The following is a 25,610-nucleotide window of genomic DNA, read 5'->3' as shown; positions in this document are numbered from 1 at the left end:
GTTGACCGCGCGCCGGGGGCAGACCGTGCCACCTGGAGGTACCCGCCGTGTCCCTGTCCGCCGTCCCCCTGGCCGAGGAGCCGTCCCCGACCCCCTCGGATTCCGGGACCCCGATGGTGCCCACGCTCAAGGACGCCCACGAGAGCGCCACCAACGCCGCCGGCTGGGTGGAGGAGAACTGGTCCACCTGGCTCGCGATCGGGCTGAGGGTCCTGCTCATCGTGGTGATAGCCGCCGTGCTGAGAGTGTTCGTGCGGCGGGCGATCACCAAGCTCATCGACCGGATGTCCCGGACCGGCCAGCCCGTGGACGGCACCGGGCTCGGCGGGCTCCTGGTCAACTCCGAGCGGCGCCGCCAGCGCTCGCAGGCGATCGGCTCGGTGCTGCGCTCGGTCGCCTCGTTCCTGATCCTGGGCACGGCCGCGCTGATGGTCCTGGGCACCTTCCAGATCAACCTGGCCCCGCTGCTGGCCTCGGCCGGTGTCGCCGGTGTGGCGATCGGTTTCGGTGCCCGCAACCTGGTGACGGACTTCCTCTCCGGCGTGTTCATGATCCTCGAGGACCAGTACGGCGTCGGTGACACCGTCGACGCGGGCGTCGCCACCGGCGAGGTCATCGAGGTCGGCCTGCGGGTGACCAAGCTGCGCGGCGCCGACGGCGAGATCTGGTACGTGCGCAACGGCGAGGTCAAGCGCATCGGGAACCTCTCCCAGGGCTGGGCCACCGCCAACGTCGACGTCACCGTCCGTGCGGACGAGGACCTGGACCACGTGAAGGCCACCCTCGTCGCCGTCGCCGAGCGGATGAGCAAGGAGGAGCCCTGGAACGAGCTCCTGTGGAGCCCCATCGAGATCCTCGGCCTCGACTCCGTCCTGCTGGACTCGATGGTGGTCCGCGTCTCGGCGAAGACCATGCCCGGCAAGTCGCTGACCGTGGAGCGCGAGCTGCGCTGGCGCATCAAGCGCGCCTTCGACGCGGCCGGCATCCGCATCGTCGGGGGCGCCACCGCCCCGGTGGAGATGGAGGGCCCCGACCCGGCGGCGTCCGTCGCGCCCCCGTCCGCGTACGCGAGCAGCGTGTCGCCGCAGTCCATCGCGGCGTCCCCGCTGACCCCGCCGCCGAACACGAAGAAGTAGCCGGCTACACGGCGGAGGGCCGGGACGGAGGGCCCTCGCGGAGGACGCGGCGCCTGGAAGGGCGGCACCCGGGATTCCCGGGTGCCGCTCTTTCCCGTATCCCGGCCGCTCCCCCTCTTGACGCTCCCTCTGCCCTGGGCCTACCTTCCTCTCCATCCAACAGGAAACTTTCCTAACAGAGTTTCCCCGTCCGGCCGAAACGGGCCGGCGTCCGCCCGGAACCCCGGGCCTCGGGCCCCGGGCAGGGTCCGGATGGACGTCCCGCGCCGACCGCTGAGAAGCTGGGCGGCCGACAGAAGGGCAGGTGTCGCACTCCATGGCAGGAACCGCCGGTACACCGGGCACGCCGCGCGTCCTGCGCGCCATGAACGACCGCGCCGCCCTGGACCTGCTGCTGGAGCACGGCCCCCTGTCCCGCACCCGGATCGGCAAGCTCACCGGCCTGTCCAAGCCGACCGCGTCCCAGCTCCTGGCCCGGCTGGAGGCGGCCGGGCTGGTGCTCGCCACCGGCACCACCGAGGGCCGCCCGGGACCGGGCGCCCAGCTCTACGAGGTCGCCCCGGCCGCCGCGTACGCCGCCGGGCTCGACGTCACCCCCGGCCTGATCCGGGCCGCCGTCGCCGACATCACGGGCCGCACCGTCGGCCGGTACGAACTGGCCACCCCCGGCCGCCGCGCGGGCACCGGCGCCGCCCCCGTGGTCCAGCAGGTCACCGACGCCCTGGACGGCGCGGTGAAGGCGGCGGGCCTGGCCCGCGCCGACATCCACCGCCTGGTCATAGGGACCCCGGGCGCCTTCGACCCGGGCACCGGCCGCCTGCGCTACGCCTCCCACCTGCCCGGCTGGCACTCCCCCACGGTGCTCGACGAACTCGCCGCCGCGCTGCCGATGCCGTTCGAGTACGAGAACGACGTCAACCTGGTCGCCCTCGCCGAGCAGCGCCTGGGCGCGGCCCGGGGGCACACCGACTTCGTCCTGCTGTGGAACCAGGAGGGCCTGGGCGCCGCCCTGGTGCTCGGCGGGCGGCTGCACCGGGGCTGGACCGGCGGCGCGGGCGAGGTCGGCTTCCTGCCGGTGCCGGGCGCCCCCCTGGTCCGCCAGGTCACCCGGGCCAACAGCGGCGGCTACCAGGAGCTGGCCGGCGCCCAGGCCGTGCCGGGGCTGGCCCGCGAGCTGGGCATCACCGGCATCCCGCAGGGCCCGTACCCCGAGGTGGCCGCCGCCCTGGTGGAACGTGCCGCCGCCGCGCCGGACGACGGGGCGCACCGCCGGCTCCTGGAGACCTACGCCACCCGGCTGGCGACCGGTCTCGCCTCGCTCGTCTCCGTCCTCGACCCCGAACTCGTCGTACTGAGCGGCACCGTCCTCACGTCCGGCGGCGAGGTGCTGCGTGCCCTCGTCCAGGCCGAGCTGGAGGAGCTGGCCGCGTCCCGCCCGCGTCTGGTCGTGGGCGACGTCCGTGAACACCCCGTGGTGCGCGGCGCGTTGGAGAGCGCGCTGGCGGCCACCCGCGACGAGGTCTTCGACACCACCCGCTGAGCCGATGGCCAAGCCGGGCATCGCGGCGGTCGCCCTGTTCCAATTCTTCCACTTCTGGAATACGCCTGGAACGACTACTTCGGCCCGCAGATCTACGCCTCCGAGAATCCGGGCGCCTGGACCCTGTCCTACGGGCTGGAGTCGTTCAAGGGCGCCCACCGCACCGACTGGAACCTCACCATGGCGGCGACCGTGCTGGTCATGGCGCCCGTGATCCTCGTGTTCTTCTTCGCCCAGAAGGCGTTCGTCGAGGGTGTCACGCTGACCGGGGTGAAGCACTGAAGTGCCGAAGGGATGGAAAGAGTTGAGAGGGTCGAAAAAGTTGAGAGGGTTGAGAGGGTTGACGTCATGAAGCTCACCGTGGTCGGCGGGGGTTCGACCTACACGCCCGAACTCGTCGACGGCTTCGCCCGGTTGCGGGACACCTTGCCCGTCGAGGAACTGGTGCTGGTCGATCCGGCGGCGGACCGGCTGGAGTTGGTGGGCGGTCTGGCCCGCCGGATCTTCGCCCGTCAGGGACACGGCGGGCGGATCGTCACCACGTCCGACCTGGACGCGGCCGTGGACGGTGCCGACGCGGTGCTGCTCCAGCTGCGGGTGGGCGGGCAGGCGGCCAGGCAGCAGGACGAGACCTGGCCGCTGGAGTGCGGCTGCGTCGGCCAGGAGACCACCGGGGCCGGCGGCCTGGCCAAGGCGCTGCGCACCGTACCGGTGGTGCTCGACATCGCCGAGCGGGTCCGGCGCACCAATCCCGACGCCTGGATCATCGACTTCACCAACCCCGTCGGCATCGTCACCCGGGCGCTGCTGGAGGCCGGGCACCGGGCGGTGGGGCTGTGCAACGTCGCCATCGGACTCCAGCGGAAATTCGCCGCCCGCCTCGGCGTCGACCCCGCCGGACTGCACCTCGACCACGTGGGCCTGAACCACCTCACCTGGGAGACCGCGGTGCGCCGGGGCGGCCCCGGCGGCGAGGACGTCCTGCCCGCGCTGCTGCGGGGCCACGGCGACGCGATCGCCGCCGACCTCCGGCTGCCCCGCGCCGTCCTGGACCGGCTGGGCGTGGTCCCCTCGTACTACCTGCGGTACTACTACGCGCACGACGAGGTCGTACGGGAGCTGCGCACCAAGCCGTCCCGGGCCGCCGAGGTGGCCGACATGGAGCGCCGGCTGCTCGCCCTCTACGCCGACCCCGCCCTCGACGAGAAACCGGCGCTGCTGGCCCGGCGCGGCGGCGCCTACTACTCCGAGGCGGCCGTGGACCTGGCGGCGGCCCTGCTGCGCGGTGCCGGCAGCCCGTACCAGGTGGTGAACACGCGCAACGGCGGCACACTGCCGTTCCTCCCCGAGGACGCGGTGATCGAGGTGCAGGCGGCCGTGGGCACCGAGGGCGCGAGCCCGCTGCCCGTCCCGCGCGTGGACCCCCTCTTCGCGGGCCTGATGGCGAACGTCACCGCCTACGAGGACCTGGCGCTCGACGCGGCCCTGCGCGGCGGCCGCGAGCGGGTCTTCCGCGCCCTGCTCGCCCACCCCCTGATCGGCCAGTACGAGTACGCCGAGAAGCTCACCGACCGGCTCGTCGCACACAACCGGGAGCACCTCACGTGGGCCTGACCGCGGGCGTCCTCGCCGTCGACGCCGGCAACAGCAAGACGGACGTCGCCGTGGTCACCTACGACGGCGAGGTCCTGGCCACCGTGCGGGGCGGGGGGTTCCAGCCGCCCACCGTCGGCGTGCCGGCGGCGGTGGACGCCCTCGCCGGGACCGTCGCCGCCGCGCTCACCGAGGCCGGTGCCTCCGGCGTCGCGCACGTCTCGGCCTGTCTGGCCAACGCGGACCTCCCCGTCGAGGAGGAACGGCTGACGGCGGCCCTGGCGGCACGCGGCTGGGGCGACACCGTGGAGGTCCGCAACGACACCTTCGCCATCCTGCGCGCCGGGGTCACCGAGCCCCGCGGGGTGGCCGTCGTGTGCGGGGCGGGCATCAACTGCGTCGGCATGCGCCCGGACGGCCGCACCGCGCGCTTCCCGGCGCTCGGCCGCATCTCCGGTGACTGGGGCGGCGGCTGGGCCCTGGCGGAGGAGGCCCTGTGGCACGCGGCCCGTGCCGAGGACGGCCGCGGTCCCGCCACCGCCCTCGCCGGCACCCTTCCGGCGCACTTCGGCCTCCCGGACATGCCGGCCCTCATCGAGGCCCTGCACCTGGAGCGCCTCGCGCCCCGGCGCCGTCACGAACTGGCGCCGGTGCTCTTCGCCACGGCGGCCGGCGGCGACCCGGTCGCGGGTGCGATCGTCGACCGCCAGGCCGACGAGGTGGCGTCGATGGCCGTGGTGGCGCTGACCCGCCTGGACCTGCTCGCCGAGGAGACGCCCGTCCTGCTGGGCGGCAGCGTCCTGGCCGCCCGGCACCCCCGGCTGGACGACCGCATCCGCGCCCTGCTCGCCGAGCGCGCCCCCAAGGCCGTCCCCCGGGTCGTCACCGCCGCCCCGGTCCTGGGCGCGGCCCTGCTGGGCCTGGACCACCTGACGGCCCCACCGAGTGCCCAGGCCCGGCTGCGGGCCCATTACGAACGGGGGTAGGAAGCCCGCCGGGGGCACGGGACAAAGGGGAGCGGGGAAGCGGGGCGCGGGCACTCGCTCTCCCGAAGGCCCGTGCTACCGGTTGCTCCCGCCCGTCCCCTTCGTCATTCGCCATTCGCCATTCGCCATTCGCCGAACAGGTCCAGGAAAACCGGGCGGGTGGTCGGGGGTCGGTGGTCCGGGGGGGGGTGGGTGGTCGGACAGGTGATCGGGTGGGTGACAGGGCGAATGGCCGGGGACGGGTCCGGTGCTCCGGCGGCCCCGCCGGGCGGTCCTCGGCCCCGGCCCTCCGGACACTCGCGAACTCCGCCCGGAACCAACCGGATTCCCCCGGCGTGTTCGTGGGCAGGGGGTGGTGCGGGGAGGGCGCTCCGGGGCCGTCCGGGGCTCGCTCACGGGCCGGAATTCCCGGTGACCGCACGGCCGTCGGATCAAGATCGTGCCAAGGCCGGTGCATATGTCGGTTCCTGCGGCGATACTTGCGGGGACGAATGACCACGGGGGAGGTCAAGTGACCCACACGCCGAGCGGCGGCGCGGCACCGCCGGGCGCGGTCGCGCCCGCGACGCCCACCATGCCCGCCGTGCCGCCGCAGGCCGGGCCGGGCGGCGCCCCGGCCCCCCGGCAGGCACCCGGCGGCTCCCGTCTTCCCGCGTCCCGGCAGCCGGAGGCGCCCCGGCGCACGGCGTTCGCCGAGGGGGTTGTCCGGCTGCGCGAGGCCGCCGCCACCGAACCCGGCCGCCTCAGGATCATCGGCGCGGTCCTCGCCGCCCTCGTCGTCGCCTTCGGCACGGTCGCCGCCTGGCAGATGGCCGAGCGGGCCGCGGCGGCCGACGACGTCCTCACCAGCAGCCAGCCGCTCGCCTCGGACGCCGCCGACATCTACCGCTCCCTCGCGGACGCCAACACCGCGGCCTCCAGCGGCTTCCTGGCCGGGGGCCAGGAGACCGCCGCCTCCCGGGACCGGTACGAGAAGGGCATCCGCACCGCCGCCGCCAAACTCGTCAACGCCGCGGCCAACTCCCAGCCGGGCTCCTCGTCGGCGGCGACGATCACCGACCTCAACCGGCTGCTGCCCGAGTACAAGGGCCTGGTGGAGCGCGCCCGTACCTACAACCGCCAGGGCTACCCGGTGGGCGGCGCCTATCTGCGGTACGCGAACGAGAAGATGCAGGAGAAGATGCTTCCTGCGGCGGAGGATCTCTACACGAAGGAGACCGAGCGCCTCGACGCCGACTACGCGGACGCGACCCCCTACCCGTGGGCCGCGCTCGTGCTCGGTGCGGTCGTCCTCGCCGCGCTCGCCTGGGCCCAGCGCCGTACGTACCTGAGGACCCACCGGGTGCTCAACCACGGCCTGGTCGCGGCCACCGCCGCGGCGGCGGTCGTGCTGCTCTGGCTGGTCGTCGGCCACAGCCTCGCCCGCTCGGGGCTGAACAGCTCCTACGACCACGGCGTCCGCTCGCTCGGCGTGCTGCACGAGGCCCGCATCGCCTCCCTGAAGGCACGCGGCAACGAGAACCTGACACTGGTGGCCCGCGGCGCCGAGACGACGAAGGTCGGCGATAAGGCGTACGACGCCTATGACTACGACTTCCAGCACGACATGGAAGCCCTCGGCAAGGGCCTCGCCCGGGCCGGTGAACTCGCGGACGACAGCAGCGGCGAGAAGCCGGTGGCCGCCGCCGTGAGCAACATGACGGAGTGGAAGAAGCGCCACGCGGCCGCCCGCGAGCAGGACGAGAACGGCAACTACCAGGAGGCGCTGGACCTGGTGATCGGCGGCAAGGGCGCGACCGGTGAGTGCTTCGACGGCGTCGACGAGAGCCTGGCCTCGGCGCTGACGCACGAGAGGCGCGAGTTCGAGGAAGCGGCCACCGGCGGCCGGGACGCGCTGACGGGTCTCCCGCAGGGCGCCGCGGGCCTCGCCGTGCTGGGTGCGGCGGGCGCGGTGCTGGGCATCGGCCGCAGGCTGTCGGAGTACCGGTGAGCGGAGTACCGGTGAAGGATGGAGCGGGAGGGGGCGTGATGAGGAACGTACGACGCCTGCGGGCCGGCCTGCGGGGCTGGGGCGGGGTGGGCGCGATGGCCACCGTCTGCGTGCTCGCGCTGATCTTCGCGCTGGTCCTGACCCGCGCCGGGTCCTCCTCCGGGCCCGGCAAGGAGCCGAGGACCGCCGTCCAGGGCGTGACGGACGCCCTGGACGCGAAGGCGGCCGAGGAGTGCGACGATCCCGAGAAGCAGACCCTGACCCCCTCCGACGCCGACGGCCCGGTCATCGACGCGATCAAGGCCCGCCCGGGCGAGAAGCGGAAACTGATCGTCGGCATCGACCAGAACAGCTACGGCTGGGGCTACCGCGACCCCAACAGCGGGGACAGCGCCCGGCTCGAGGGCTTCGACATCGACCTGGCGCACCGCATCGCCGAGGACGTACTCGGCGACCGGGACGCGGTCCAGTTCAAGGCGATCCCCACCGACCAGCGCATCCCGGCGATCCAGGACGGCCGGGTCGACATGATCGTCCGCACCATGACGATCAACTGCGAGCGTCTGGAGGACGTGGCGTTCTCCGCCCCGTACTTCACCACGGGACAGCAGGTCCTGGCCCCGAAGATCTCCCCGGTCCGGGGGTACGGCCCCACGCTCGCGGACCGGAAGATCTGCACGGCGGCGGGCTCCACCGCGTACACGAACCTGGAGGCGGACAAGGCGAGGGGCGCCCTCCCCCGGTCGGCCGACATCCGCACCACCGTCCCCAACCAGCTCGACTGCCTGGTGCGGCTGCAGCTCGGCGAGGTCGACGCGGTCGTCACCGACGCCGCGCTCGCCGCCGGCCAGGCCGCGCAGGACCCGACGGTCGAACTCAAGGGCGACTCCTTCACCACCGAGTACTACGGCGTGGCCATGAAGAAGGACGCGGACGACCTGCTGCGCCGGGTCAACCAGGTCCTGGTGGACTTCGGCGAGGACACCGGGAACGGATGGCGGGCCTCGTACGAGCGTTGGCTGTCGAAGACGATGGGCAGTGATCCAGGAAGTTCCGAGCCACCGGCACCGGAGTACCTGCGCGTGAGCTGATTACCTGTCAACTCACCGCGCAGACAATGTGATACGCACAGGACAACGCACGAACGTCGACGCACGAACGTCAGCGACCGAACACCGACGAACGAACGTCGACGACCGACCCGCAGCGAGAGGTGATCGATGGGCGACACGGATCCCACCGGGCCGGTGATGGACCGGGACGAGGTGGACCGTGCGCTCGCGCGGCTCGGCGCGGAGCACGAGGCGGTTGAGACCTCGCTCCTCGCCCTGCAGGACCACGCGGGCCGCAGACTCCTGGAGGGTGCCCGCCTCACCGGCCGTACCGAGGAGCGCTGGCGTGCCACCGAAGCCTCGATCACGCTGCTGTGGACGTACTTCGACGCGTACTCCGGCGCGTTGCGCACCGCCCGCGAGATCCGCGCCCGGCGCCGCTGGTCCAGCCGCGAGGACCTGGTGGAACTGACGGAGCTGCTGCGCGGCGAGTGCGTCACGGTCGCGGGCTCGGCCGCCGCCACGGCGAACGCGCCGACGCTCCAGGGCCGCGCGGGCCGCCTCAGCGAGCGCTACTCGCTGGCCGCGCTGGTCGAGCTGATGAACGAGCTGTACGCGTCCTCACTGGACATGGTCGTCGCCGCGGACGCGGTGTGGTCGGCGCTGCCCGCGCGGATAGATCTACTGGCCGCCGAGCTCCAGCGCACCCGCAGGCTCGCCCACCCCGTGGGGGTCCGCCCCGGCGAGCACCCGGCGGGCGACGACCTGGAGCGGATCACCCGCACCCTGACGCGGCTGCGCGAACAGGTGATCTCCGACCCGCTGGCCTTCTGGAAGCCCCTGGAGGGCAGTTCGGCGCCGGGCGGCGGCCGGCCGGACACGACGGTGTACGACCGTGAGGCGCGCGCCCTGGAGGAGGTGCGCCGCGAGATCGACGCGGTGCTCGCGGTCCGCCAGGACTCCGAGAAGCGGATCGTGCGGCTGCGGGACGTCCTCTCGCGCGCCGACCGCACGCTCGCCGAGGCGCGCACGGCGCGCGGCGAGGTGCTCGCGAAGATCGCCGCGACGGAGGTGCCGGTCGTCAGCGGCCCGCCGACCGTGCTGCAGGAACAGCTGGCGACGGCCGCCGAGTACCGCAGGCACGCCCAGTGGCACCGGCTGTCCCCGCTCCTGGAGTCCCTGGAACAGAAGGCGGAGGACGAACTGGTGCGCGCCCGCGAGTCGTTGACCGCGGTCACCGCGCCGCTGGCGATCCGCGCCGAGCTGCGCGGCCGGCTCGACGCCTACAAGGCGAAGGTCGCCCGGCACGGCCTCGCGGAGGACACCGTGCTGGCCGAGCGGTACGAGAAGGCGCGTCGCATGCTGTGGAGCGCGCCCTGCGATCTGCGGGTCGCCGAGGAGGCGGTGCTGCGTTACCAGCACGCCGCCGCCGAACTCCTCGGCACGGCGCAGCAACGGGTGCCCGGCCAGTCCGGCCCGTACGGGCAGTCGGGTCCGTACCGGCAGTCCGGCCGGGGCACGCCCGAGGAGCGCGGGGGGCCGGCGCATGAGTGACGAGGGGGAGGCAGGCGCATGAGTCAGGCGGAGAACCGGACGCACCACCAGGGCCGGCCCCAGGAGCAACCCGACGGTGGTTCCGGGGAACGGAGCGGGACCCAGGAGCAGAGCGGGAACGGGGAACAGAGCGGGAGCAGGGAGCAGCAGGCGCAGCCGTCGCAGGCCGTCGCCGTGGCGCCCCGTGCCTGCCAGCGTCCCGGCTGCGAGGGCGCCTACGAGGACGTCGGCGGCGGCGAGCTGTACTGCGACACCTGCGGACTCGCCCCGGTCGTGTCGCCGACCGGGGAGGTCGGCTCGGCCCCCACCGGCATCACCGTCGGCGGCCGGGAGTCGCGCGGCTCCCGGGGTTCCCGCGGCTCCGGCGGCTCGGCCGGCAGTGCCCGTACCGGCAGCCGCAGTTCGCGTACGTCGTCGCAGTCGGCGAAGTCACGGCGCTCGGTGTCCGGGCGGCTCCCCCGCTCGCTCCCGGGCGGCGGCGACCGCTCGGTGTCGGTGCGCAGCTCCGGGTCCGCCGGCAATTCCTCCGGCCGGGGACGGCTGGGCGCGGGGCTGGTCCAGGTTCCGCCGATCCCGCGGCCCGATCCGCGCGCGATGGTGCTGGACAACCCCGAGGTGCCGGAGCGGAAGCGATTCTGCTCCCGCTCGGACTGCGGCGCCCAGGTGGGCCGTGCGCGGGCCGGCCGGCCGGGCCGCACGGAGGGTTTCTGCACCAAGTGCGGCCACCCGTACTCGTTCGTCCCGAAGCTGCGGGCCGGTGACGTGGTGCACGGCCAGTACGAGGTGGTCGGCTGTCTGGCGCACGGCGGCCTGGGCTGGATCTATCTCGCCGTGGACCGGGCGGTCTCGGACCGCTGGGTGGTCCTCAAGGGCCTGCTGGACACGGGCGACCAGGACGCGATGGAGGCGGCGATCTCCGAGCGGCGCTTCCTCGCGGAGATCGAGCACGCCAACATCGTGCGGATCTACAACTTCGTGGAGCACCTCGACCAGCGCACCGGTTCGCTGGACGGCTACATCGTCATGGAGTACGTCGGCGGCAAGGCCCTCAAGGAGATCGCCAACGGCCGCCGCACACCGGACGGCAGGCGGGACCCGCTGCCGGTGGAGCAGGCATGCGCGTACGGCATCGAGGCGCTCGAGGCGCTGGGGCACCTGCACTCCCGCAACCTGCTGTACTGCGACTTCAAGGTCGACAACGCGATCCAGACCGAGGACGAGCTCAAGCTGATCGACATGGGCGCGGTGCGCCGGGCGGACGACAACGAGTCGGCCATCTACGGCACGGTCGGCTACCAGGCCCCGGAGGTCGCCGAGGCCGGCCCGTCGGTCGCCTCCGACCTGTACACGGTCGCCCGGACGCTCGCCGTCCTCACCTTCGACTTCCAGGGCTACACGAACGTCTACGCGGACTCGCTGCCCGACCCGGACCACATCGACGTCTTCCGGCGGTACGAGTCGTTCTACCGGCTGCTGGTCCGCGCCACCGATCCCGAGCCGGACCGCCGGTTCGCCTCCGCGCAGGAGATGGCCGAGCAGCTCACCGGCGTCCTGCGCGAGGTCGTCTCGCTCCAGTCGGGCCGCGCCCGTCCCGCCCTGTCGACCCTGTTCGGCCCGGAGTTGCGGGTGACGGACACCGAGCTGTTCCCGGCGTCGTACCGCGACGTGTCCCGGCTGGGGGCGCGGGCGGTGCCCCGGAGAGGGCCGGGGCGCAGACGGCTCACGCAGGTCGCGCAGCTCGCCCAGGCCGAGCAGCCCAAGCAGCTCCCCGCAGGCGGGGGCGGCAGCGGGGGTGCTGCGGGCGGACAGCCCGGCACCCCCGTGCCCTCCGGCGCCGCTCCGGGAGCCGCCCCGGGGCTCGTCAAGTCCGTCGACACCGCCGCGGCGGCGCTCGCGCTGCCCGTCCCGCGCGTCGACCCGGCCGACCCCAACGCCGGTTTCCTCGCGGGGCTGCTGACCTCCGCGCCCGCGGAACTGGTCAACGCCCTGGCCGCGGTACCCGCGCCGTCGACCGAAACCCGGCTGCGGCAGGTCCGCGCCCGGCTGGAGACCGGCGAGCCGGAGCCCGCGCTGGCCGCGCTGCGGACCCTGGGGGAGCAGGAACCCGACGACTGGCGGGTGGTCTGGTACCGCGGGGTCGCCGCCCTGGTCACCGGCGACCACGAGGGCGCCGCGCTCGCCTTCGACGCGATCTACGACGCCTTCCCCGGCGAGATCGCGCCGAAGCTGGCGCTCGGCCTGTGCGCCGAGGTGCTGGGCCAGCTCGACAACGCCGCCGAGTACTACCGCCTGGTGTGGTCGACCGACCCGAGCCATGTGAGCGCGGCGTTCGGCCTGGCCCGGGTACGGCTGGCCACCGGCGACCGGCACGGCGCCGTACGGACGCTGGAGTCGGTGCCGGAGTCGTCGATCCACTACACGGCCGCGCGGGTGGCCGCCGTACGCGCCCGGCTGCGGGGGCGGACCGCGACCGCGGGTGACATACCGTTCCTCGACGACCTGAGTGCCGCGGCGGGCCAGGTCGAGGCCTTGGAGTCGTACGGTCTGGATCCGGCGCGCCGGGAGCAGTTGGCGGCCGAGGTCCTCGGCTGCGCGCTCGACTGGGTACTCTCCGGGGGCCAGGGTTCCGTTCCGCTTCCGCTTCCGGCTCCGCCGGGACGGGGGCAGCGGAACGCCGCCGGGGCAAGGACACTGCTCGGCAGCGGGCTGGACGAGCGGAACCTGCGCTTCGGACTCGAGCGCTCGTACCGCACGTTGGCCCGGCTGGCGCGGAGCGGTGAGGAAAGGATCGACCTGGTGGAACGTGCCAACCGTTACCGCCCCCGGACGTGGGTGTAGTTGATGTCGCAGATGCCCCAGCAGGCCGCTCTGTCGAAATGCCCGAGCTGCGAGGAACCCCTCGAATCGGGTGATCGATTCTGCGGTGCGTGCGGATACGACCTGTCGGCCGTCCCGGCACCGCCGGCGGACCATCCGACGATCACCATGAACACCGGGAACGCCATGAACACCGGGAACACAGGGAACGCCGGGAACACCGGGAACGGCGCGGTGCCGTCGCCGAGTCCGGCGGAACGCGGGACCCCCCGGCCCCCGGTCGCTCCCCCGGTGCCGCCGGCTCCTCCGGCGCCCCCGGCGGCTCGTCCGGCGTCGGTACCGATGCCGACCGATCCGGACTGGCCCACCGTCAGTCCGGACAGTTCCGGCGTGTCCGCCCCGACGCACCGGCCCGCGGACCTGGCGGGCACCGATTCGGCCGGCCTGCCGCTGACCGGTCACCCTCACCCCCACCCCCGTTCCCAGCACTCCGCGTCCGTGCCACCGCCCCCGCCCCCGTCTTCTCCCGCGCCCCCGGCTCCGCCCGCCGCGCCCCCGTCCGTCGGGGCGCCCCGGTCCTCCGGCGTGCGCTTCGACCGCCCGGCCCAGCCGGTCGCCGACCCGGTCCCGCAGCCGGGCGTCCAACAGGTCCCGCAGCCGGATGCGCGGCCCGCCGCCGGCCCGGCCCCGCAGCCCGAGGAGTACCCGCTGCAGGCCCCGGATCCGCGTGTGGCCGCCGAGCAGGGTGCCGAACAGGGCCCGGCCGCCCCGGGCGGCTCCGTGTGCGTGGCCTGTCGTGCGGGCAGGGTGGACGACGACGGCTACTGCGAGAACTGCGGCCACGCCCAGCCACGCGAACGGGACCACATGGAACAGGAATGCGGCCCGCTGGCCGCGGTCAGCGACCGCGGCCTGCGCCACCACCGCAACGAGGACGCCTTCGGCATCGGCACCACCACGCTGCCCGACGGCTCCCCCGCCTCCGTCGCGATCGTCTGTGACGGCGTCTCCTCCGCGACCCGGCCCGACGAGGCCTCGCTGGCCGCGTCCCGGGCGGCGAGCGCGTCGCTGCTCGCGGCCCTGCCGCGCGGCACGCACCCGCAGCAGGCGATGCACGAGGCGATCATCGCCGCGTCGGACGCGGTCAACGCGCTGGCCGACGAGCCCGAGACGGAGCGGGAGCGCGCCCCGCACCAGAACTCCCCGGCCTGCACCTTCGTCGGCGCCGTGGTGACGGACGGTCTGCTGGTCGTCGGCTGGGTCGGCGACAGCCGCGTGTACTGGGTCCCGGTGGACCGCGCCGCTTCCCCGGCCCGGCTCACCGAGGACGACTCGTGGGCCGCGCAGATGGTCGCCGCGGGCCTGATGGGCGAGGCCGAGGCGTACGCCGACCAGCGCGCCCACGCGATCACCGGCTGGCTCGGCGCCGACGCGTACGAACTCGATCCGCACACCGCGTCGTTCAAGCCGGACCGGCCGGGAGTGGTCGTGGTCTGCACGGACGGGCTGTGGAACTACGCGGAGTCGGCCGAGGAGATGGCCCGGGCCGTCCCCGCCGACGCCGCCGTCCGCCCGCTGCACGGTGCGCGGGTCCTGGTCGGCCATGCCCTCGACGGCGGGGGCCACGACAACGTAACAGTGGCCCTCGTCCCGTTCCCGGCCGTGCCGCAGGGGGCAGGATCGGCCTGAGGCCCGTACGGCAAGCCCTTGACGGGGAAAGTACGGGGAAGCCGCAAGGAACCGCAGGGAACCGTAGGAGAGCTGCGGACAAGCACGGTGAACCGGAGGGGACCGGTCCGCCTTCTGTCGTCGCCCCGTTCGTCGGGGTTCTCCAGGGGGAGAGAAGCAGGCATGGCCAATTTCGCGAAGTCGAACGTGCCGCAGTTCTCGGTGGACGTGTACCAGAACGAGTATCTGCCGGAGGGCGGCCGCGAGGTCAACGCCATCGTCACGGTGACCGCGACCGGCGGCGGCACCATCGGCAGCGCGGTGGCGGCCCCCCACCTCTACACGCCCGGCCAGGGGCCGTCGGCGGCCGTGGTGCTCATGGTCGACTGCTCCGGCTCGATGGACTATCCACCGACGAAGATGCGCAACGCCCGCGACGCCACGGCCGCCGCGATCGACGCCCTGCGCGACGGCGTGCACTTCGCGGTGGTCGGCGGCACGCATGTCGCCAAGGAGGTCTACCCCGGCGCCGGGCGGCTCGCGGTCGCCGACGCCGCCACCCGCGAGCAGGCCAAGCGGTCGCTGCGCACGCTGAGCGCGGGCGGGGGCACCGCCATCGGTACCTGGCTCAAGCTGGCCGACCGGCTGCTGGCATCGGCGGACGTGGCGATCCGGCACGGCATCCTGCTCACCGACGGGCGCAACGAGCACGAGTCGCCCGAGGACCTGAAGGCGGCCCTGGAGGCGTGCGCCGGACGGTTCACCTGCGACGCCCGCGGCGTGGGCACCGACTGGGAAGTGAAAGAAGTCACAGCGATCGCCTCCGGTCTCCTCGGCAGCGCCGACATCGTCGCCGATCCGGCCGAACTCGCCGACGACTTCACGCGGATGATGGAGACGGCGATGGGCAAGGAGGTCTCGGACGTAGCTCTGCGGCTGTGGACCCCGCTGGGCGCGAGTGTGAAATTCGTCAAACAGGTCGCGCCGACGGTCGAGGAACTGACCGGGCGGCGCACCGAGGCCGGCCCCCGCGCGGGCGACTACCCGCTGGGTTCCTGGGGCGACGAGTCCCGTGACTACCACGTCTGCGTCGAGGTCCCGGCCGCGGACGTGGGGCGGGAGATGCTCGCCGCCCGGCTCTCGCTGATCATCCCGCAGCCCGCCGGCGCCTCGGCCGGAAGCGGTGCGGAGGGCGTCCAGAAGCTCGGCGCGCAGGGTCTGGTACGGGCCGTGTGGACGGACGACATGACCGCTTCGACGTCCATCAACCCCCAAGTCGCCCACTACACCGGGCAGGCCGAACTGGCCCAAGTCATCCAACAGGGCCTTGATTTGCGCAAAGCGGGCGATTTCGACGGAGCAACGTCCAAATTGGGCCGGGCCGTCCAGCTCGCGAGTGTCTCCGGCAACGCCGATACTGCGAAACTGCTTGCGAAGGTGGTGGACGTGGTCGACGCCGCGACCGGTACTGTGCGACTGAAAGCGAGGGTCGAGGAGGCCGACGAGATGACACTCGAAACCCGGTCCACCAAGACTGTTCGTGTAAAGAAGTGAACGCGAGTTGAACGAGCCCGGCCCGCGGGCCGGAGAACTTCGGTCGGAAGCGACCGGACAAGGAGAGGAGGAAGCGCCGACATGCCGACCTGCCCGAACGGACACCAGTCGGGTTCCGAGGACTGGTGCGAGGTGTGCGGCCACCGCATGGCGGGGTCCGTGCCGCCGCCCCCTCCTCCCCCGCCGCCCGGCGGTGGCTACGGATTCCCGCCCCCGGGCGGCCAGGGCGGTCCCGGCGGCCCGGGCGGATACGGGGGGCCTGGTGGCCCCGGCGGCAGAGCGGAGCTGTGCCCGCAGTGCCGCACGCCCCGTGAGGGGGCCGCGCCGTTCTGCGAGGAGTGCCGGTGGAACTTCCTGACGAACACGGCGACCTCGTACACCCCGGCAGCCCCGCGCCCCGTCGGTCCCGGCCCGGGCGGACCCGGCCCCGGACCCGGACCAGGCGGCCAGGGTGGTCACGGTGGCCAGGGTGGTCACGGCGGGTACCAGCAGCAGCCCCCGCCCGGCCCGACGTACGGCGGTGGCAACGGCGGTGACTCCTACGACTACCAGGGATCCCGTCCGTCCCAGGTGAACCGGCCGGCCGAGCCGATCCCGCCGGGCCCGCCCGGCTTCGGCGGCGACCCCTCGCGCTCGGTACCGCCGCCGCCCGGCCCGGGCGGATACGGAGGGCCCGGTGGCCCCGGTGGCCTGAACGGTCCCGGTGGACCCGGTCCGCACGGCGGACAGGGTGGCCAGGGCGGTCCGGGTGGCCAGGGCGGCTACGGAGGGCCCGGTGGGCCCGGAGGCCCGAACGGTCCCGGTGGTCCGAACGGTCCCGGTGGTCCGAACGGTCCCGGTGGTCCGAACGGTCCCGGTGGTCCGCAGGCGTACCGTTCCGGCCCGCCGGCCCCGCCCGGATTCCCGCAGGAGACCGGACGGCCCCCGCAGCAGGGCGGTCCCGCCTTCGGCGGTGAGGACGACTGGGTCATCCCCCCGCCGTCCGGCGGTCCCGGTGGCGGCCAGGGCGGTCCGAACGGCCCCGGTCAGCACGGGCAGGGACAGCACGGGCAGGGCCAGCACGGTGGTTACGGCTATCCGCAGCCCGGTGCGCCCCAGGCGCCGTCCGGTCCCGGCGGTTTCCCGCAGCAGCCCCAGGGTCCGGTGACCTGGACCGCGACGATCGGTCCGGACCGCGACTACTTCATGGCGATGATGCACCGCTCCGGCCCCGAGGCCACGGGCCTGAACCTGCCCGCGTACTCGCCCGAGCAGCAGCGCACCCTGACCGGCAACCAGCTCACGATCGGCCGCCGGCGCCACTCCACCGGTGACACCCCCGACATCGACCTGTCGACGCCGCCGGAGGACCCGGGTGTCTCGCACCAGCACGCGGTGCTGGTGCAGCAGCCGGACGGCAGCTGGGCGGTCGTCGACCAGAACTCGACGAACGGCACGACGGTCAACGGTTCGGAGGAACCGATTCAGCCGTTCGTCCCGGTCCCGCTCCAGGACGGCGACCGCGTCCACGTGGGCGCCTGGACGACGATCACCATCCACCGCGGCTGAGCCGGGGAGACCCCGGCCGGAGACACGCCCAGGGCTCAGGGGCCAGGGTTCAGGTTTCAGGAGGGCAGCACCCAGCGGTGCGGCCCTCCTGGGTCGTCCAGCCACGCCCAGCACCGGTCCTCGCCGACCGTGAGGCCGTAGCGCTCGCGCTGCGGCCGTCCCTCCCGCCGCCACACCTCGTACGCCTCCCCGGCCCCGATGCTGCCCGCGGTCAGCGTCAGCAGGAACCGGAACCGGTCGCTGTTCCTGGCCCGGCGCGGCACGTCGGCCAGCTCGGTCTCGCCGGCCGGCACCGCCCGCGACCGGTTCGCGCCGCGCAGGGGTACGAAGTAGGCGGGCGTGTGCAGGAACCGCCCCTCGGCGTGCCCCGGGCCGTGCACGGTGAGGGCGATCAGACCGGTGGCGAACGGGGCGAGGACGCGGGCGCCGGGCCGGCACTGGGCGAGCCAGGCCCCGGGCACGGACGGCAGGGTGCAGGTCACGATGATCCGGTCGTAGGGGGCGCGTGCGGGCACCCCGCGCGCGCCGTCGCCGGTGACGACCACCGGGTGGTATCCGGCGGCGTCCAGGTGCCGGCGGGCCGACTCGGTGATCTCCGGGTCGAGGTCGACGGTGGTGACCAGGTCGTCGTCACCGAGCCGGTGGGCGAGCAGGGCGGCGTTGTAGCCGCTGCCGGTGCCGATCTCCAGGACCTGGTCGCCGTCGCGGACGCCCAGTGCGACGAGCATCACCGCCATCAGGGACGGCTGGCTGCTGGAGGAGAGCAGCTCGCCGTCGCGCATCCGGATGGCCAGCGGGATGTCCTCGTACGCGCCGCGCACCCAGGCCTCGCCCGCCCGGAGGTCGGGGCTCTCGCCCCACCGCCGCTCGTAGCCGCCGATGGCACCCACGTAGTAGTACGGCACGAACAGGTGGCGCGGGACGGCCTCGAAGGCCTCCCGCCACACGGGGTCGGCGTCGAACGTCCCGCTCGCGGCGATCTCGCGCACCAGTGCCGCCCGCGCCGAGCCGGCGAGGTCGTCCAGGTCCCGCTGAGCAGCGTGCCCGCCCATGCCTCCACAGTACGAGTACCGGCACGGGGACGGGACCCGGAGCAGGAACGGGGTCCCCGCCCTCCTCCCGGTCCCGGGACCGGGAGGACCGGGACCAAAGGGCAGAACGGCGGGACCTAGGGCTTGAGGCCTATGCCGCCCCGTCTGAGACCATGGACGGGTGACAGAGATTCGGCGCGGCACGCTTCAGGAGCAGACGTTCTACGAGCAGGTCGGCGGGGAGGAGACCTTCCGCCGGCTCGTCCACCGTTTCTACGAGGGCGTGGCCGAGGACCCGCTGCTGCGTCCCATGTACCCGGAGGAGGACCTCGGCCCGGCCGAGGAGCGGTTCGCGCTGTTCCTGATCCAGTACTGGGGCGGTCCGACCACGTACAGCCAGAACCGGGGCCATCCGCGGCTGCGGATGCGGCACGTGCCGTTCAAGGTCGACCGGGCCGCGCACGACGCCTGGCTGGGACACATGCGCGTCGCCCTCGACGAACTCGGCCTGTCCGAGGAGCACGAGCAGACGCTGTGGAAGTACCTGACGTACGCGGCGGCCTCGATGATCAACTCCCCGGGCTGAGACACCTTCCGGGGCGGAGCACACCGGGGTTCAGCGCACGCTGAGCCCCAGCGCCCCGGCCGTCCCCGCCCGCCGCAGGGCGATCGACCCGTACGGCGTCCGCAGCCGGAGCCACGGGCCCGAGGCGAGCAGCACCGGCTCCCCAAAGTCGCCGCCCGCACCGGCGGACGGGGCCGCCGCCCGCAGGAACCCCAGCGACTGGGCCGCGTGCACCGCCCGCACCGGGAGGTCGGTCGGGGCGACCGTGCGGGACCAGATCTCCCGCCCGATCCGGTCGAGTTCGGCCCGGGTACGCGACTCGGGCGCCAACTCGCCCGTACGCGCCTTGAATTCGGCGACCGCGGCGGCGACGAGCGCCCGCAGGGAATCCGGTGCGGGCAGCCCGGGTTCGGCCTGCCAGCCCTTCCGCGGAGGCAGCATCCCGGCCCACGGCGGCCCGGTCACCGCGCCCGGCACGGCGGCGGTGACAGCGGTCTCGTCCACCGACTCCAGCAGCTCACCGGCGGACACGGTCACGTCCAGGGTGACGTCGATGCCGTCCTCGTACGGCTTGGCCAGCCGCACGGCGCGGACGGCCAGCACCTCGAAGGAGGGCGGCCGGCCGAACACGGCGAGTGCGGTGCCCGACGCCTGGAGGCGCACCGCGGCCCCACGGTCGTAGTGGAGCAGCCGGGAGAGGAAGGCCGCGAGGTCCGCGGCCTCCCTCTCGTCGGCGAGGTGGAGCACCGTCATGCCGCGACGGCCTCGTCCTGATCGGCGCCGTCGGCGTCACTCGTGCTGTCGCCGTCGTCCGTGTACTCCTGGAGGAACTCCCGCTCCTCCTGGGTGATCCGGCGCGGACGCTGCGCCTCGAAGTCGAACGGCACGATCACCGTGGAGGCCCGGACGTAGACCTGGTCGCCGTCCTTCACCTCGTAGGTGAGGGTGAAGGACGCGGCCCGGATCTGGGTGACCCACAGCTCGATGTCCACGGGCGCGTGCCGGTGGACGAGCTGCCGCTTGTAGTCGATCTCGTGGCGGGCCACCACGGACCCCTGCTGGAAGTCCTTGTCCGGGCGGAACAGGAAGTCGATACGGGCCTCCTCCAGATACCGGAGGAAGACCACGTTGTTGACGTGGCCGTACGCGTCCATGTCCGCCCAGCGCAGCGGGCAGCGGTAGATGTGCCGCAAGAGATCAGCCCCGGGTCAGCTTCTTGTAGGTGGCGCGGTGCGGGCGCGCGGCGTCCGCACCGAGCCGCTCGACCTTGTTCTTCTCGTACGAATCGAAGTTGCCCTCGAACCAGAACCACCTGGACTCGCCCTCGTAGGCGAGGATGTGGGTGGCGACGCGGTCCAGGAACCACCGGTCGTGGGAGATGACCACGGCGCACCCGGGGAACTCCAGCAGCGCGTTCTCCAGGCTGCTGAGGGTCTCGACGTCGAGGTCGTTGGTCGGTTCGTCGAGGAGCAGCAGGTTGCCGCCCTGCTTCAGGGTGAGCGCGAGGTTCAGCCGGTTGCGCTCACCGCCGGAGAGGACACCGGCGGGCTTCTGCTGGTCCGGACCCTTGAACCCGAAGGCGGAGACGTACGCCCGCGAGGGCATCTCGACCTGGCCCACGTTGATGTAGTCGAGCTCGTCCGACACGACCGCCCAGAGTGTCTTCTTGGGGTCGATGTTGGCGCGGTTCTGGTCGACGTAGGAGATCTTGACGGTGTCGCCGACCTTGACCGACCCGGAGTCGGGCTCCTCGAGGCCCTGGATCATCTTGAACAGCGTGGTCTTGCCCGCGCCGTTCGGACCGATGATCCCGACGATGCCGTTGCGCGGCAGCGTGAAACTGAGGTCCTCGATCAGCAGCTTGTCGCCGAAGCCCTTGCTGAGGTTGTTCACCTCGACGACGATGCTGCCCAGGCGCGGGCCCGGCGGGATCTGGATCTCCTCGAAGTCCAGCTTCCGCATCTTGTCGGCCTCGGCGGCCATCTCCTCGTACCGGGCGAGACGGGCCTTGGACTTGGCCTGGCGTCCCTTGGCGTTGGAGCGGACCCACTCGAGCTCGTCCTTGAGGCGCTTCTGCCGCTTGACGTCCTTGGCGCCCTCGACCTTGAGGCGGGCGGCCTTGGTCTCGAGGTACTTGGAGTAGTTGCCCTCGTAGCCGTGCAGGCGGCCGCGGTCGACCTCGCAGATCCACCCGGCGACGTTGTCCAGGAAGTACCGGTCGTGGGTGACGGCCACGACGGTGCCCTCGTACTTGGCCAGGTGCTGCTCGAGCCAGTTCACCGACTCGGCGTCGAGGTGGTTGGTGGGCTCGTCGAGGAGCAGCAGGTCGGGCGCCTCGAGCAGCAGCTTGCAGAGCGCGACGCGGCGCTTCTCACCACCGGAGAGGTTCGCGACGGCCCAGTCGCCGGGCGGGCAGCCCAGGGCGTCCATGGCCTGCTCGAGCTGGGCGTCGAGGTCCCAGGCGTTGGAGTGGTCGAGCTGCTCCTGCAGCTTGCCCATCTCGTCCATGAGCGCGTCGGTGTACTCGGTCGCCATCTGTTCGGCGATCTCGTTGAACCGGTCGAGCTTGCCCTTGATCTCGGCGACACCCTCCTGGACGTTCTCCAGGACGGTCTTTTCCTCGTTCAGCGGGGGCTCCTGGAGCAGGATGCCCACCGTGTAACCGGGGGTGAGGAAGGCGTCGCCGTTGGACGGCTGCTCCAGCCCCGCCATGATCTTCAGAACGGTCGACTTACCGGCACCGTTCGGGCCGACGACACCGATCTTCGCCCCCGGGTAGAAGCTCAGGGTGACGTCGTCGAGGATCACCTTGTCGCCGTGCGCTTTGCGCGCCTTGCGCATGGTGTAAATGAACTCAGCCAAGAGAAACCGTCCGGCAGCTTGAAACTGGCAGTGGGCAGATACACCCCATCTTGCCGCACCGCCACCCCTAGGAGGAAACGCGTTCCGTCCGGGGCCTCTGAGCTGGGGCTTCGCCGGTCGCGACGGCGGCTCGCCTGTCACTGCCGGTCGCGACCGGTCGGCGTCGGGGTCTCGGCCGGCCCGGAGACGGCCCGGAGACGGCCCGGCCGGGCAGGCAGGCAGACCGAGCCGCCTTCCTTGTCAGTACGTGCGGCTAGGGTGCGCCCACCGTCAGGGGCAACGCACCGAGGAGGGGCTTTGGGAGCCAGGACAGGACTGCTGGTGCACGCCGACGGCGATGTGCCGGACCGGTTGCGACGGGTGGGGCCGGCGGACCTGGCACGGACGACAGGTGAGAGCAGGGCCCGTCGTCGCGGTGTGGCGGCGGTTTCGGTCCGCGCGCGGCTCGTCGCGGTAGCGGCCGCGTCCTTGCTGGCTGGAGGTTGCGGCACGCAGGACGATCCGGTCAAGGACCGCTGGGAGTCCAGAGCCGAGTTTTCAAGTTGTGGCGAGGTGAGCTTGGCTCAGGGTGAGGAGATGCAGAAGCAGACGGGGCGGGAAATCGTCTGTCTCCGGCGGGCCCTGAAGAGTGGCGAGAGCGCAGAACTGAAGGCGACTTATCCCACTGTGGAGGGTGACCCGATTCGCGAGTACTACCGCTTGACGCCGCACGGCAGGCTTGAGGTGTACACCGACAGCACGGACGACCGCCACTCGGACCGGAAGTGGTCGTTCGCTGAGTGCTACACCCCGGAATGGTTGGCTGAGATTTCCTGCGATCAATGACCAGGCCAATGCCATGAGGTCGTCCATGGCCTCCTGGAAACCGACTGGACCCCATCGGACGCTTCCTGGCTGAGTCGCAGCGTCGGCTTATGGGTGTTCGGCGGTGCAGACACGCGTGGGCGGCCGACAGCCGACCGCCGGGCAGAGGCCCTGAAAACCGTCGTGGCGCAAGTCACCGTGGGTTCAAATCCCACGGTCACCGCCAGGTGAAACAGTCTCTGACCAGGTAATTCGGTCGAGGGCCGTTCGCGTGCTGGTTCGCCGGCATCACCCGGTGTTTCCCGTGACTCCTCGCCTGATCGGGCACCCAGCGGGCACGGCACACTGGGCCTGTCGGCATCGGCGGTTCTGACTGGGGGAAACGTGAGCAAGGGGTGGCCTGAGCGTTGGTGGACGACGGCTCTCGTAGCTGTGGCGCTGACCGGCATCGTGTCCTACGACGTCTGGTGGGTCGCAGGGATCCTTGCGGAGCCAGTCGTGGACTGGTGGGGTCTTCTTGGGCCGTGCCTGGGGGGAACCTGGTTCGCGCTCCTGGCGGTGTCGGCTGCCCATCGTGCGATCATCCTCCGCAGGAGCACACGAGCCGTAGCTGCTGAGACGCAGGCCGGCCACTGAATCCGTGCCAGGACCACGCGGCTCTCTCCCACGAGGTCGGTGGAGTCTCCATGGGCGAGTCAAGCCGGCGGGCCGCCACCCTCGAACGATGGGCGGCGGCCATCCGCGAAGCCTGCGGTGAAGCGGTGTTGGAGCCCTGACCGCACCCGTCGCCAGTGCTCACCGTCAGTCGAAGAGGGCGATGAGTCCGTTCACCCAGATTCCCAGCATCACGAGGACCACCGCGAGGCATCCGGCTCCCGTCAGAAGTCCGGCGAACTTGCCTTTCCCGACGTCCGGTTCGTCCGGAGTGGAGGGCACCGAGTCCCAGTCCACCGGGTGGCCCAGGGCATCGGAGCAGGCGACTCGTACTGCTGTCAGCTGCTCCACGGCGAACCTGGAGCGGGTGAGCGACTCGGGACCGCGCCACGCAAGCGCTCTCATGCGCTCCTGAGGAGTCCGGTACCTCGCTTCGAAGGCGGAGGTCTCTTCTGTGTTCCTGTCCTCCTCGAGGTACATCCAGCGCCCGGCTTCCGCGGGCTCGCCGTACAGCCGGTACACCCCGGCCAGGCGACGGCGAAGCGTCAGGTCGTTGGGGTGGGAAGAGACCAGTCCGCGCAGACGTTGGCGTGCCATGGGCACCCGGCCGGCCGCCAGATCCGCGTCGACTCGGGCGAGGGTGGCTGTCAGTGGCATGTGTGCATGATCGGGCAGGGCGGTGCAACGTCTCGACTGCTTTTTGCCGGGCGGCCTCGCAGTCGCGCTGACTCACATCGTCGTCGCCCGGGATGACGTGCTCGCCGAAGCCGTGGGCGTGCGGTGCGGCTCATGGTCCGCCTCGACGCCCACGGTCCGATGCGGCCGGACGGTTCCTCTTCGACAGAGAGGAAAGGCACCCTCCCGGCGTGCGCCTTCGGGCGGAAGCAGCGTAAGGCGAGTGAGGTCGTCGGCATGCCCGAGGGCTGCGCGGAAGGCTCGTGCGCCGCAGTCGGGAAGGCGGCCGACAAGCCTTCTGGCATACGCCTGGCGCACGGCGGTCGATCACCGAACGCAACACCAAGGCCCAGGCCTCTGACCTGGGCCTTCAGCAGGGAGCGGTGGAAGCGGGCGCGCGTGAACATCTCCCGAGACGTCCGCGCGGGCCACCTGTGTGGGCGCAAAGGCAAAACCTGCTGCACACGCCACATGCTGCGAGGTTACTGTTCCACCTCGTTCGGCGACTACGAGGAGGACGGGTTGGGCACCCCACAGTGGCCTTCTGATGAGGTACTCGATGCTCTGCACATGTCGCTGGGCCGGCTGGTGACGGCCAGTGCGCAGATGGAGCTGCACCTTCGTGGTGTCGTCGGAGAGTTGGCCGAGGTCGAGGACGCCGGCTGGATCGTCTTCGAGGGGCAGTCGGTGGACTGGCTCGTGAACATGGGGAAGGCGCTCCTCAAAGAGCACCGCGAGATGGAGCGGTGGCCCGCCGAGTTTTCCGACGCCATTGGTGAGAGCCTCGCAGCGGTGGGCGCGATCAACCTGCTGCGCAATCGCATGGTGCACGGCGCTTGGAGCCGGACGTGCCTCGGCGCCAGTGATTGTGTGCCTCGTCCTCAGGGCGCCGCCTTCGACGATCGCGTATTTCACGTCTATCGCAGTCGTAACCGGAAGGGCGTGGAGGAGCACCAGGTCGCTGTCTGCGACATCCAAGACCTGGTTCAACGGATCTACGACGTGATCCCCGCTCTGCGGAGAGCATTGAGGGCGGCGCAAGAAGCCTATGGGGCCGCTGACGACGTCTCGGCAGGGGAACCAGCCTGAGGTCGGCAAAGTCGTCTCGACGGGCTGGGCGGAACGTGTCCTCCTGCCCTGAGTCTTGCCAGGGCTCTCGGGGAGCCGGCTCTTCCCTGGTCAGGCCGTAATTCATGAGCGACTGAGTGGTCGTCGTCAGTCAGCGACCGAGTGGTCGTCGTTGGTCGTCGTTGGTCGTCGTTGGCCACTGCCGAGCTGTCTCGGACGGTCCGGAGGCGGTCCGGTGATGTCCTCCGAATCAGGGCTGCGCCCGGTTGATGGCCGGGCTGTCCTCGGTGCGGCCCGTCTGAACCTCGGACGACGAAAGCGAGCGGTCTTGGTTCCCTGCGCACCGGTTTCCCCCCTGCCGTGCGCAGCCCCCATCACCGGCGAAGCGACTGCTTGCCGTCATGGCTCCGTATGCGAGGGCCGTCGCCGTCCAGCGCGTCCAAGAGCCTGATCGCGTAGACCTCGGGCCTGCGCTCGCTGACCTGGCCGGGTGTGAGCCGGGAGAGACGGCTG

At 72.3% G+C, this 25,610-nt stretch carries 19 protein-coding genes and 1 pseudogene; 15 read left to right on the top strand and 5 right to left on the bottom strand.

Annotation, left to right across the window (positions count from 1 at the left end; genetic code table 11):
• The first annotated feature begins 47 nt into the window (after positions 1 to 47).
• The 12 genes and pseudogenes from ACIF80_RS26215 (at position 48) to ACIF80_RS26160 (ending at position 17,438) form a co-directional block, all read left to right on the top strand.
• Complete coding sequence (locus ACIF80_RS26215; protein ID WP_399809154.1) at positions 48 to 1,136, top strand: mechanosensitive ion channel family protein; 1,089 nt, start codon at positions 48 to 50, stop codon at positions 1,134 to 1,136.
• Positions 1,137 to 1,452: 316 nt separating this feature from the next.
• Positions 1,453 to 2,676: an ROK family protein gene (locus ACIF80_RS26210; RefSeq protein ID WP_399809151.1), complete on the top strand. Its 1,224-nt coding sequence runs from the start codon at positions 1,453 to 1,455 to the stop codon at positions 2,674 to 2,676.
• Position 2,677: 1 nt separating this feature from the next.
• Positions 2,678 to 2,958, top strand: a pseudogene (locus tag ACIF80_RS26205) (carbohydrate ABC transporter permease); the annotation flags it as partial.
• Positions 2,959 to 3,024: 66 nt separating this feature from the next.
• Positions 3,025 to 4,290: a 6-phospho-beta-glucosidase gene (locus tag ACIF80_RS26200; protein ID WP_399809148.1), complete on the top strand. Its 1,266-nt coding sequence runs from the start codon at positions 3,025 to 3,027 to the stop codon at positions 4,288 to 4,290.
• Positions 4,281 to 5,255 (top strand): N-acetylglucosamine kinase, encoded by a 975-nt coding sequence (locus tag ACIF80_RS26195; protein WP_399809145.1) that lies wholly within the window; start codon positions 4,281 to 4,283, stop codon positions 5,253 to 5,255. The genes ACIF80_RS26200 and ACIF80_RS26195 overlap by 10 nt, the downstream gene beginning before the upstream one ends.
• Before the next feature lie 511 nt (positions 5,256 to 5,766).
• Positions 5,767 to 7,245: a hypothetical protein gene (locus ACIF80_RS26190; RefSeq protein ID WP_399809142.1), complete on the top strand. Its 1,479-nt coding sequence runs from the start codon at positions 5,767 to 5,769 to the stop codon at positions 7,243 to 7,245.
• A gap of 38 nt (positions 7,246 to 7,283) precedes the next feature.
• Positions 7,284 to 8,336 (top strand): glutamate ABC transporter substrate-binding protein, encoded by a 1,053-nt coding sequence (locus tag ACIF80_RS26185; protein WP_399809139.1) that lies wholly within the window; start codon positions 7,284 to 7,286, stop codon positions 8,334 to 8,336.
• A 129-nt stretch (positions 8,337 to 8,465) separates the two neighbouring features.
• Positions 8,466 to 9,851: a hypothetical protein gene (locus ACIF80_RS26180; RefSeq protein WP_399809137.1), complete on the top strand. Its 1,386-nt coding sequence runs from the start codon at positions 8,466 to 8,468 to the stop codon at positions 9,849 to 9,851.
• Positions 9,852 to 9,869: 18 nt separating this feature from the next.
• Positions 9,870 to 12,689, top strand: a complete 2,820-nt coding sequence (locus ACIF80_RS26175; protein WP_399809134.1) for a tetratricopeptide repeat protein — start codon at positions 9,870 to 9,872, stop codon at positions 12,687 to 12,689.
• A gap of 321 nt (positions 12,690 to 13,010) precedes the next feature.
• Positions 13,011 to 14,357, top strand: coding sequence for a protein phosphatase 2C domain-containing protein (locus ACIF80_RS26170; protein WP_399809131.1), 1,347 nt, complete (start codon positions 13,011 to 13,013; stop codon positions 14,355 to 14,357).
• 162 nt (positions 14,358 to 14,519) lie between these two features.
• The gene (locus ACIF80_RS26165) at positions 14,520 to 15,890 is read left to right on the top strand and encodes a VWA domain-containing protein (RefSeq protein WP_399809129.1); all 1,371 of its coding nucleotides are present in this window, start codon (positions 14,520 to 14,522) and stop codon (positions 15,888 to 15,890) included.
• A gap of 81 nt (positions 15,891 to 15,971) precedes the next feature.
• Complete coding sequence (locus tag ACIF80_RS26160) at positions 15,972 to 17,438, top strand: FHA domain-containing protein (RefSeq protein ID WP_399809126.1); 1,467 nt, start codon at positions 15,972 to 15,974, stop codon at positions 17,436 to 17,438.
• Between the two features lie 56 nt (positions 17,439 to 17,494).
• On the opposite strand, the gene ACIF80_RS26155 is transcribed toward ACIF80_RS26160, so the two are convergent.
• Entirely contained in the window at positions 17,495 to 18,490 is a 996-nt protein-coding gene (locus tag ACIF80_RS26155) for a methyltransferase domain-containing protein (protein ID WP_399809124.1), read from the bottom strand.
• A 160-nt stretch (positions 18,491 to 18,650) separates the two neighbouring features.
• Between ACIF80_RS26155 and ACIF80_RS26150 the strand changes: the two genes are divergently transcribed.
• Entirely contained in the window at positions 18,651 to 19,055 is a 405-nt protein-coding gene (locus tag ACIF80_RS26150; RefSeq protein WP_399809121.1) for a globin, read from the top strand.
• Between the two features lie 30 nt (positions 19,056 to 19,085).
• Here the strand turns inward: ACIF80_RS26150 and ACIF80_RS26145 are convergent, their stop codons facing one another.
• Genes ACIF80_RS26145 through ettA form a run of 3 tightly spaced genes read right to left on the bottom strand, consistent with a single transcriptional unit; the run spans position 19,086 to position 21,896 of the window.
• Positions 19,086 to 19,787, bottom strand: a complete 702-nt coding sequence (locus ACIF80_RS26145) for a hypothetical protein (protein ID WP_399809119.1) — start codon at positions 19,785 to 19,787, stop codon at positions 19,086 to 19,088.
• Positions 19,784 to 20,227, bottom strand: a complete 444-nt coding sequence (locus ACIF80_RS26140; RefSeq protein WP_399809116.1) for an acyl-CoA thioesterase — start codon at positions 20,225 to 20,227, stop codon at positions 19,784 to 19,786. Before ACIF80_RS26140 ends, ACIF80_RS26145 begins: the two co-directional genes overlap by 4 nt.
• 4 nt (positions 20,228 to 20,231) lie before the next feature.
• Positions 20,232 to 21,896 (bottom strand): energy-dependent translational throttle protein EttA, encoded by a 1,665-nt coding sequence (gene ettA, locus ACIF80_RS26135; protein WP_399809113.1) that lies wholly within the window; start codon positions 21,894 to 21,896, stop codon positions 20,232 to 20,234.
• Positions 21,897 to 22,217: 321 nt separating this feature from the next.
• Here ettA and ACIF80_RS26130 point away from each other — a divergent pair, with 321 nt between their 5' ends.
• Positions 22,218 to 22,721: a hypothetical protein gene (locus tag ACIF80_RS26130; RefSeq protein WP_399809110.1), complete on the top strand. Its 504-nt coding sequence runs from the start codon at positions 22,218 to 22,220 to the stop codon at positions 22,719 to 22,721.
• Positions 22,722 to 23,501: 780 nt separating this feature from the next.
• Here the strand turns inward: ACIF80_RS26130 and ACIF80_RS26125 are convergent.
• The gene (locus tag ACIF80_RS26125; protein ID WP_399809107.1) at positions 23,502 to 24,011 is read right to left on the bottom strand and encodes a DUF6584 family protein; all 510 of its coding nucleotides are present in this window, start codon (positions 24,009 to 24,011) and stop codon (positions 23,502 to 23,504) included.
• A gap of 417 nt (positions 24,012 to 24,428) precedes the next feature.
• Between ACIF80_RS26125 and ACIF80_RS26120 the strand changes: the two genes are divergently transcribed.
• A complete protein-coding gene (locus tag ACIF80_RS26120; protein ID WP_399809106.1) occupies positions 24,429 to 25,118 on the top strand; it encodes a hypothetical protein in 690 nt (229 codons plus the stop codon).
• The last annotated feature ends 492 nt before the right edge of the window (positions 25,119 to 25,610 follow it).

Origin of the sequence: Streptomyces sp. NPDC085927, from assembly GCF_044540975.1 — a bacterium.
Taxonomy (GTDB): domain Bacteria; phylum Actinomycetota; class Actinomycetes; order Streptomycetales; family Streptomycetaceae; genus Streptomyces; species Streptomyces hirsutus.
The sequence above is the reverse complement of the archived record's forward strand: the minus strand, read 5'-3'. Positions and strand labels throughout refer to the sequence as shown.

Excerpts from the sequence above, each read along its gene's own strand:
- ACIF80_RS26210 (WP_399809151.1), top strand. The coding sequence starts at position 1,453 with ATGGCAGGAACCGCCGGTACACCGGGCACGCCGCGCGTCCTGCGCGCC.
- ACIF80_RS26200 (WP_399809148.1), top strand. The coding sequence starts at position 3,025 with ATGAAGCTCACCGTGGTCGGCGGGGGTTCGACCTACACGCCCGAACTC.
- ACIF80_RS26185 (WP_399809139.1), top strand. The coding sequence starts at position 7,284 with ATGAGGAACGTACGACGCCTGCGGGCCGGCCTGCGGGGCTGGGGCGGG.
- ACIF80_RS26180 (WP_399809137.1), top strand. The coding sequence starts at position 8,466 with ATGGGCGACACGGATCCCACCGGGCCGGTGATGGACCGGGACGAGGTG.
- ACIF80_RS26175 (WP_399809134.1), top strand. The coding sequence starts at position 9,870 with ATGAGTCAGGCGGAGAACCGGACGCACCACCAGGGCCGGCCCCAGGAG.
- ACIF80_RS26170 (WP_399809131.1), top strand. The coding sequence starts at position 13,011 with ATGCCGACCGATCCGGACTGGCCCACCGTCAGTCCGGACAGTTCCGGC.
- ACIF80_RS26165 (WP_399809129.1), top strand. The coding sequence starts at position 14,520 with ATGGCCAATTTCGCGAAGTCGAACGTGCCGCAGTTCTCGGTGGACGTG.
- ACIF80_RS26160 (WP_399809126.1), top strand. The coding sequence starts at position 15,972 with ATGCCGACCTGCCCGAACGGACACCAGTCGGGTTCCGAGGACTGGTGC.
- ACIF80_RS26155 (WP_399809124.1), bottom strand. The coding sequence starts at position 18,490 with ATGGGCGGGCACGCTGCTCAGCGGGACCTGGACGACCTCGCCGGCTCG.
- ACIF80_RS26145 (WP_399809119.1), bottom strand. The coding sequence starts at position 19,787 with ATGACGGTGCTCCACCTCGCCGACGAGAGGGAGGCCGCGGACCTCGCG.
- ACIF80_RS26125 (WP_399809107.1), bottom strand. The coding sequence starts at position 24,011 with ATGCCACTGACAGCCACCCTCGCCCGAGTCGACGCGGATCTGGCGGCC.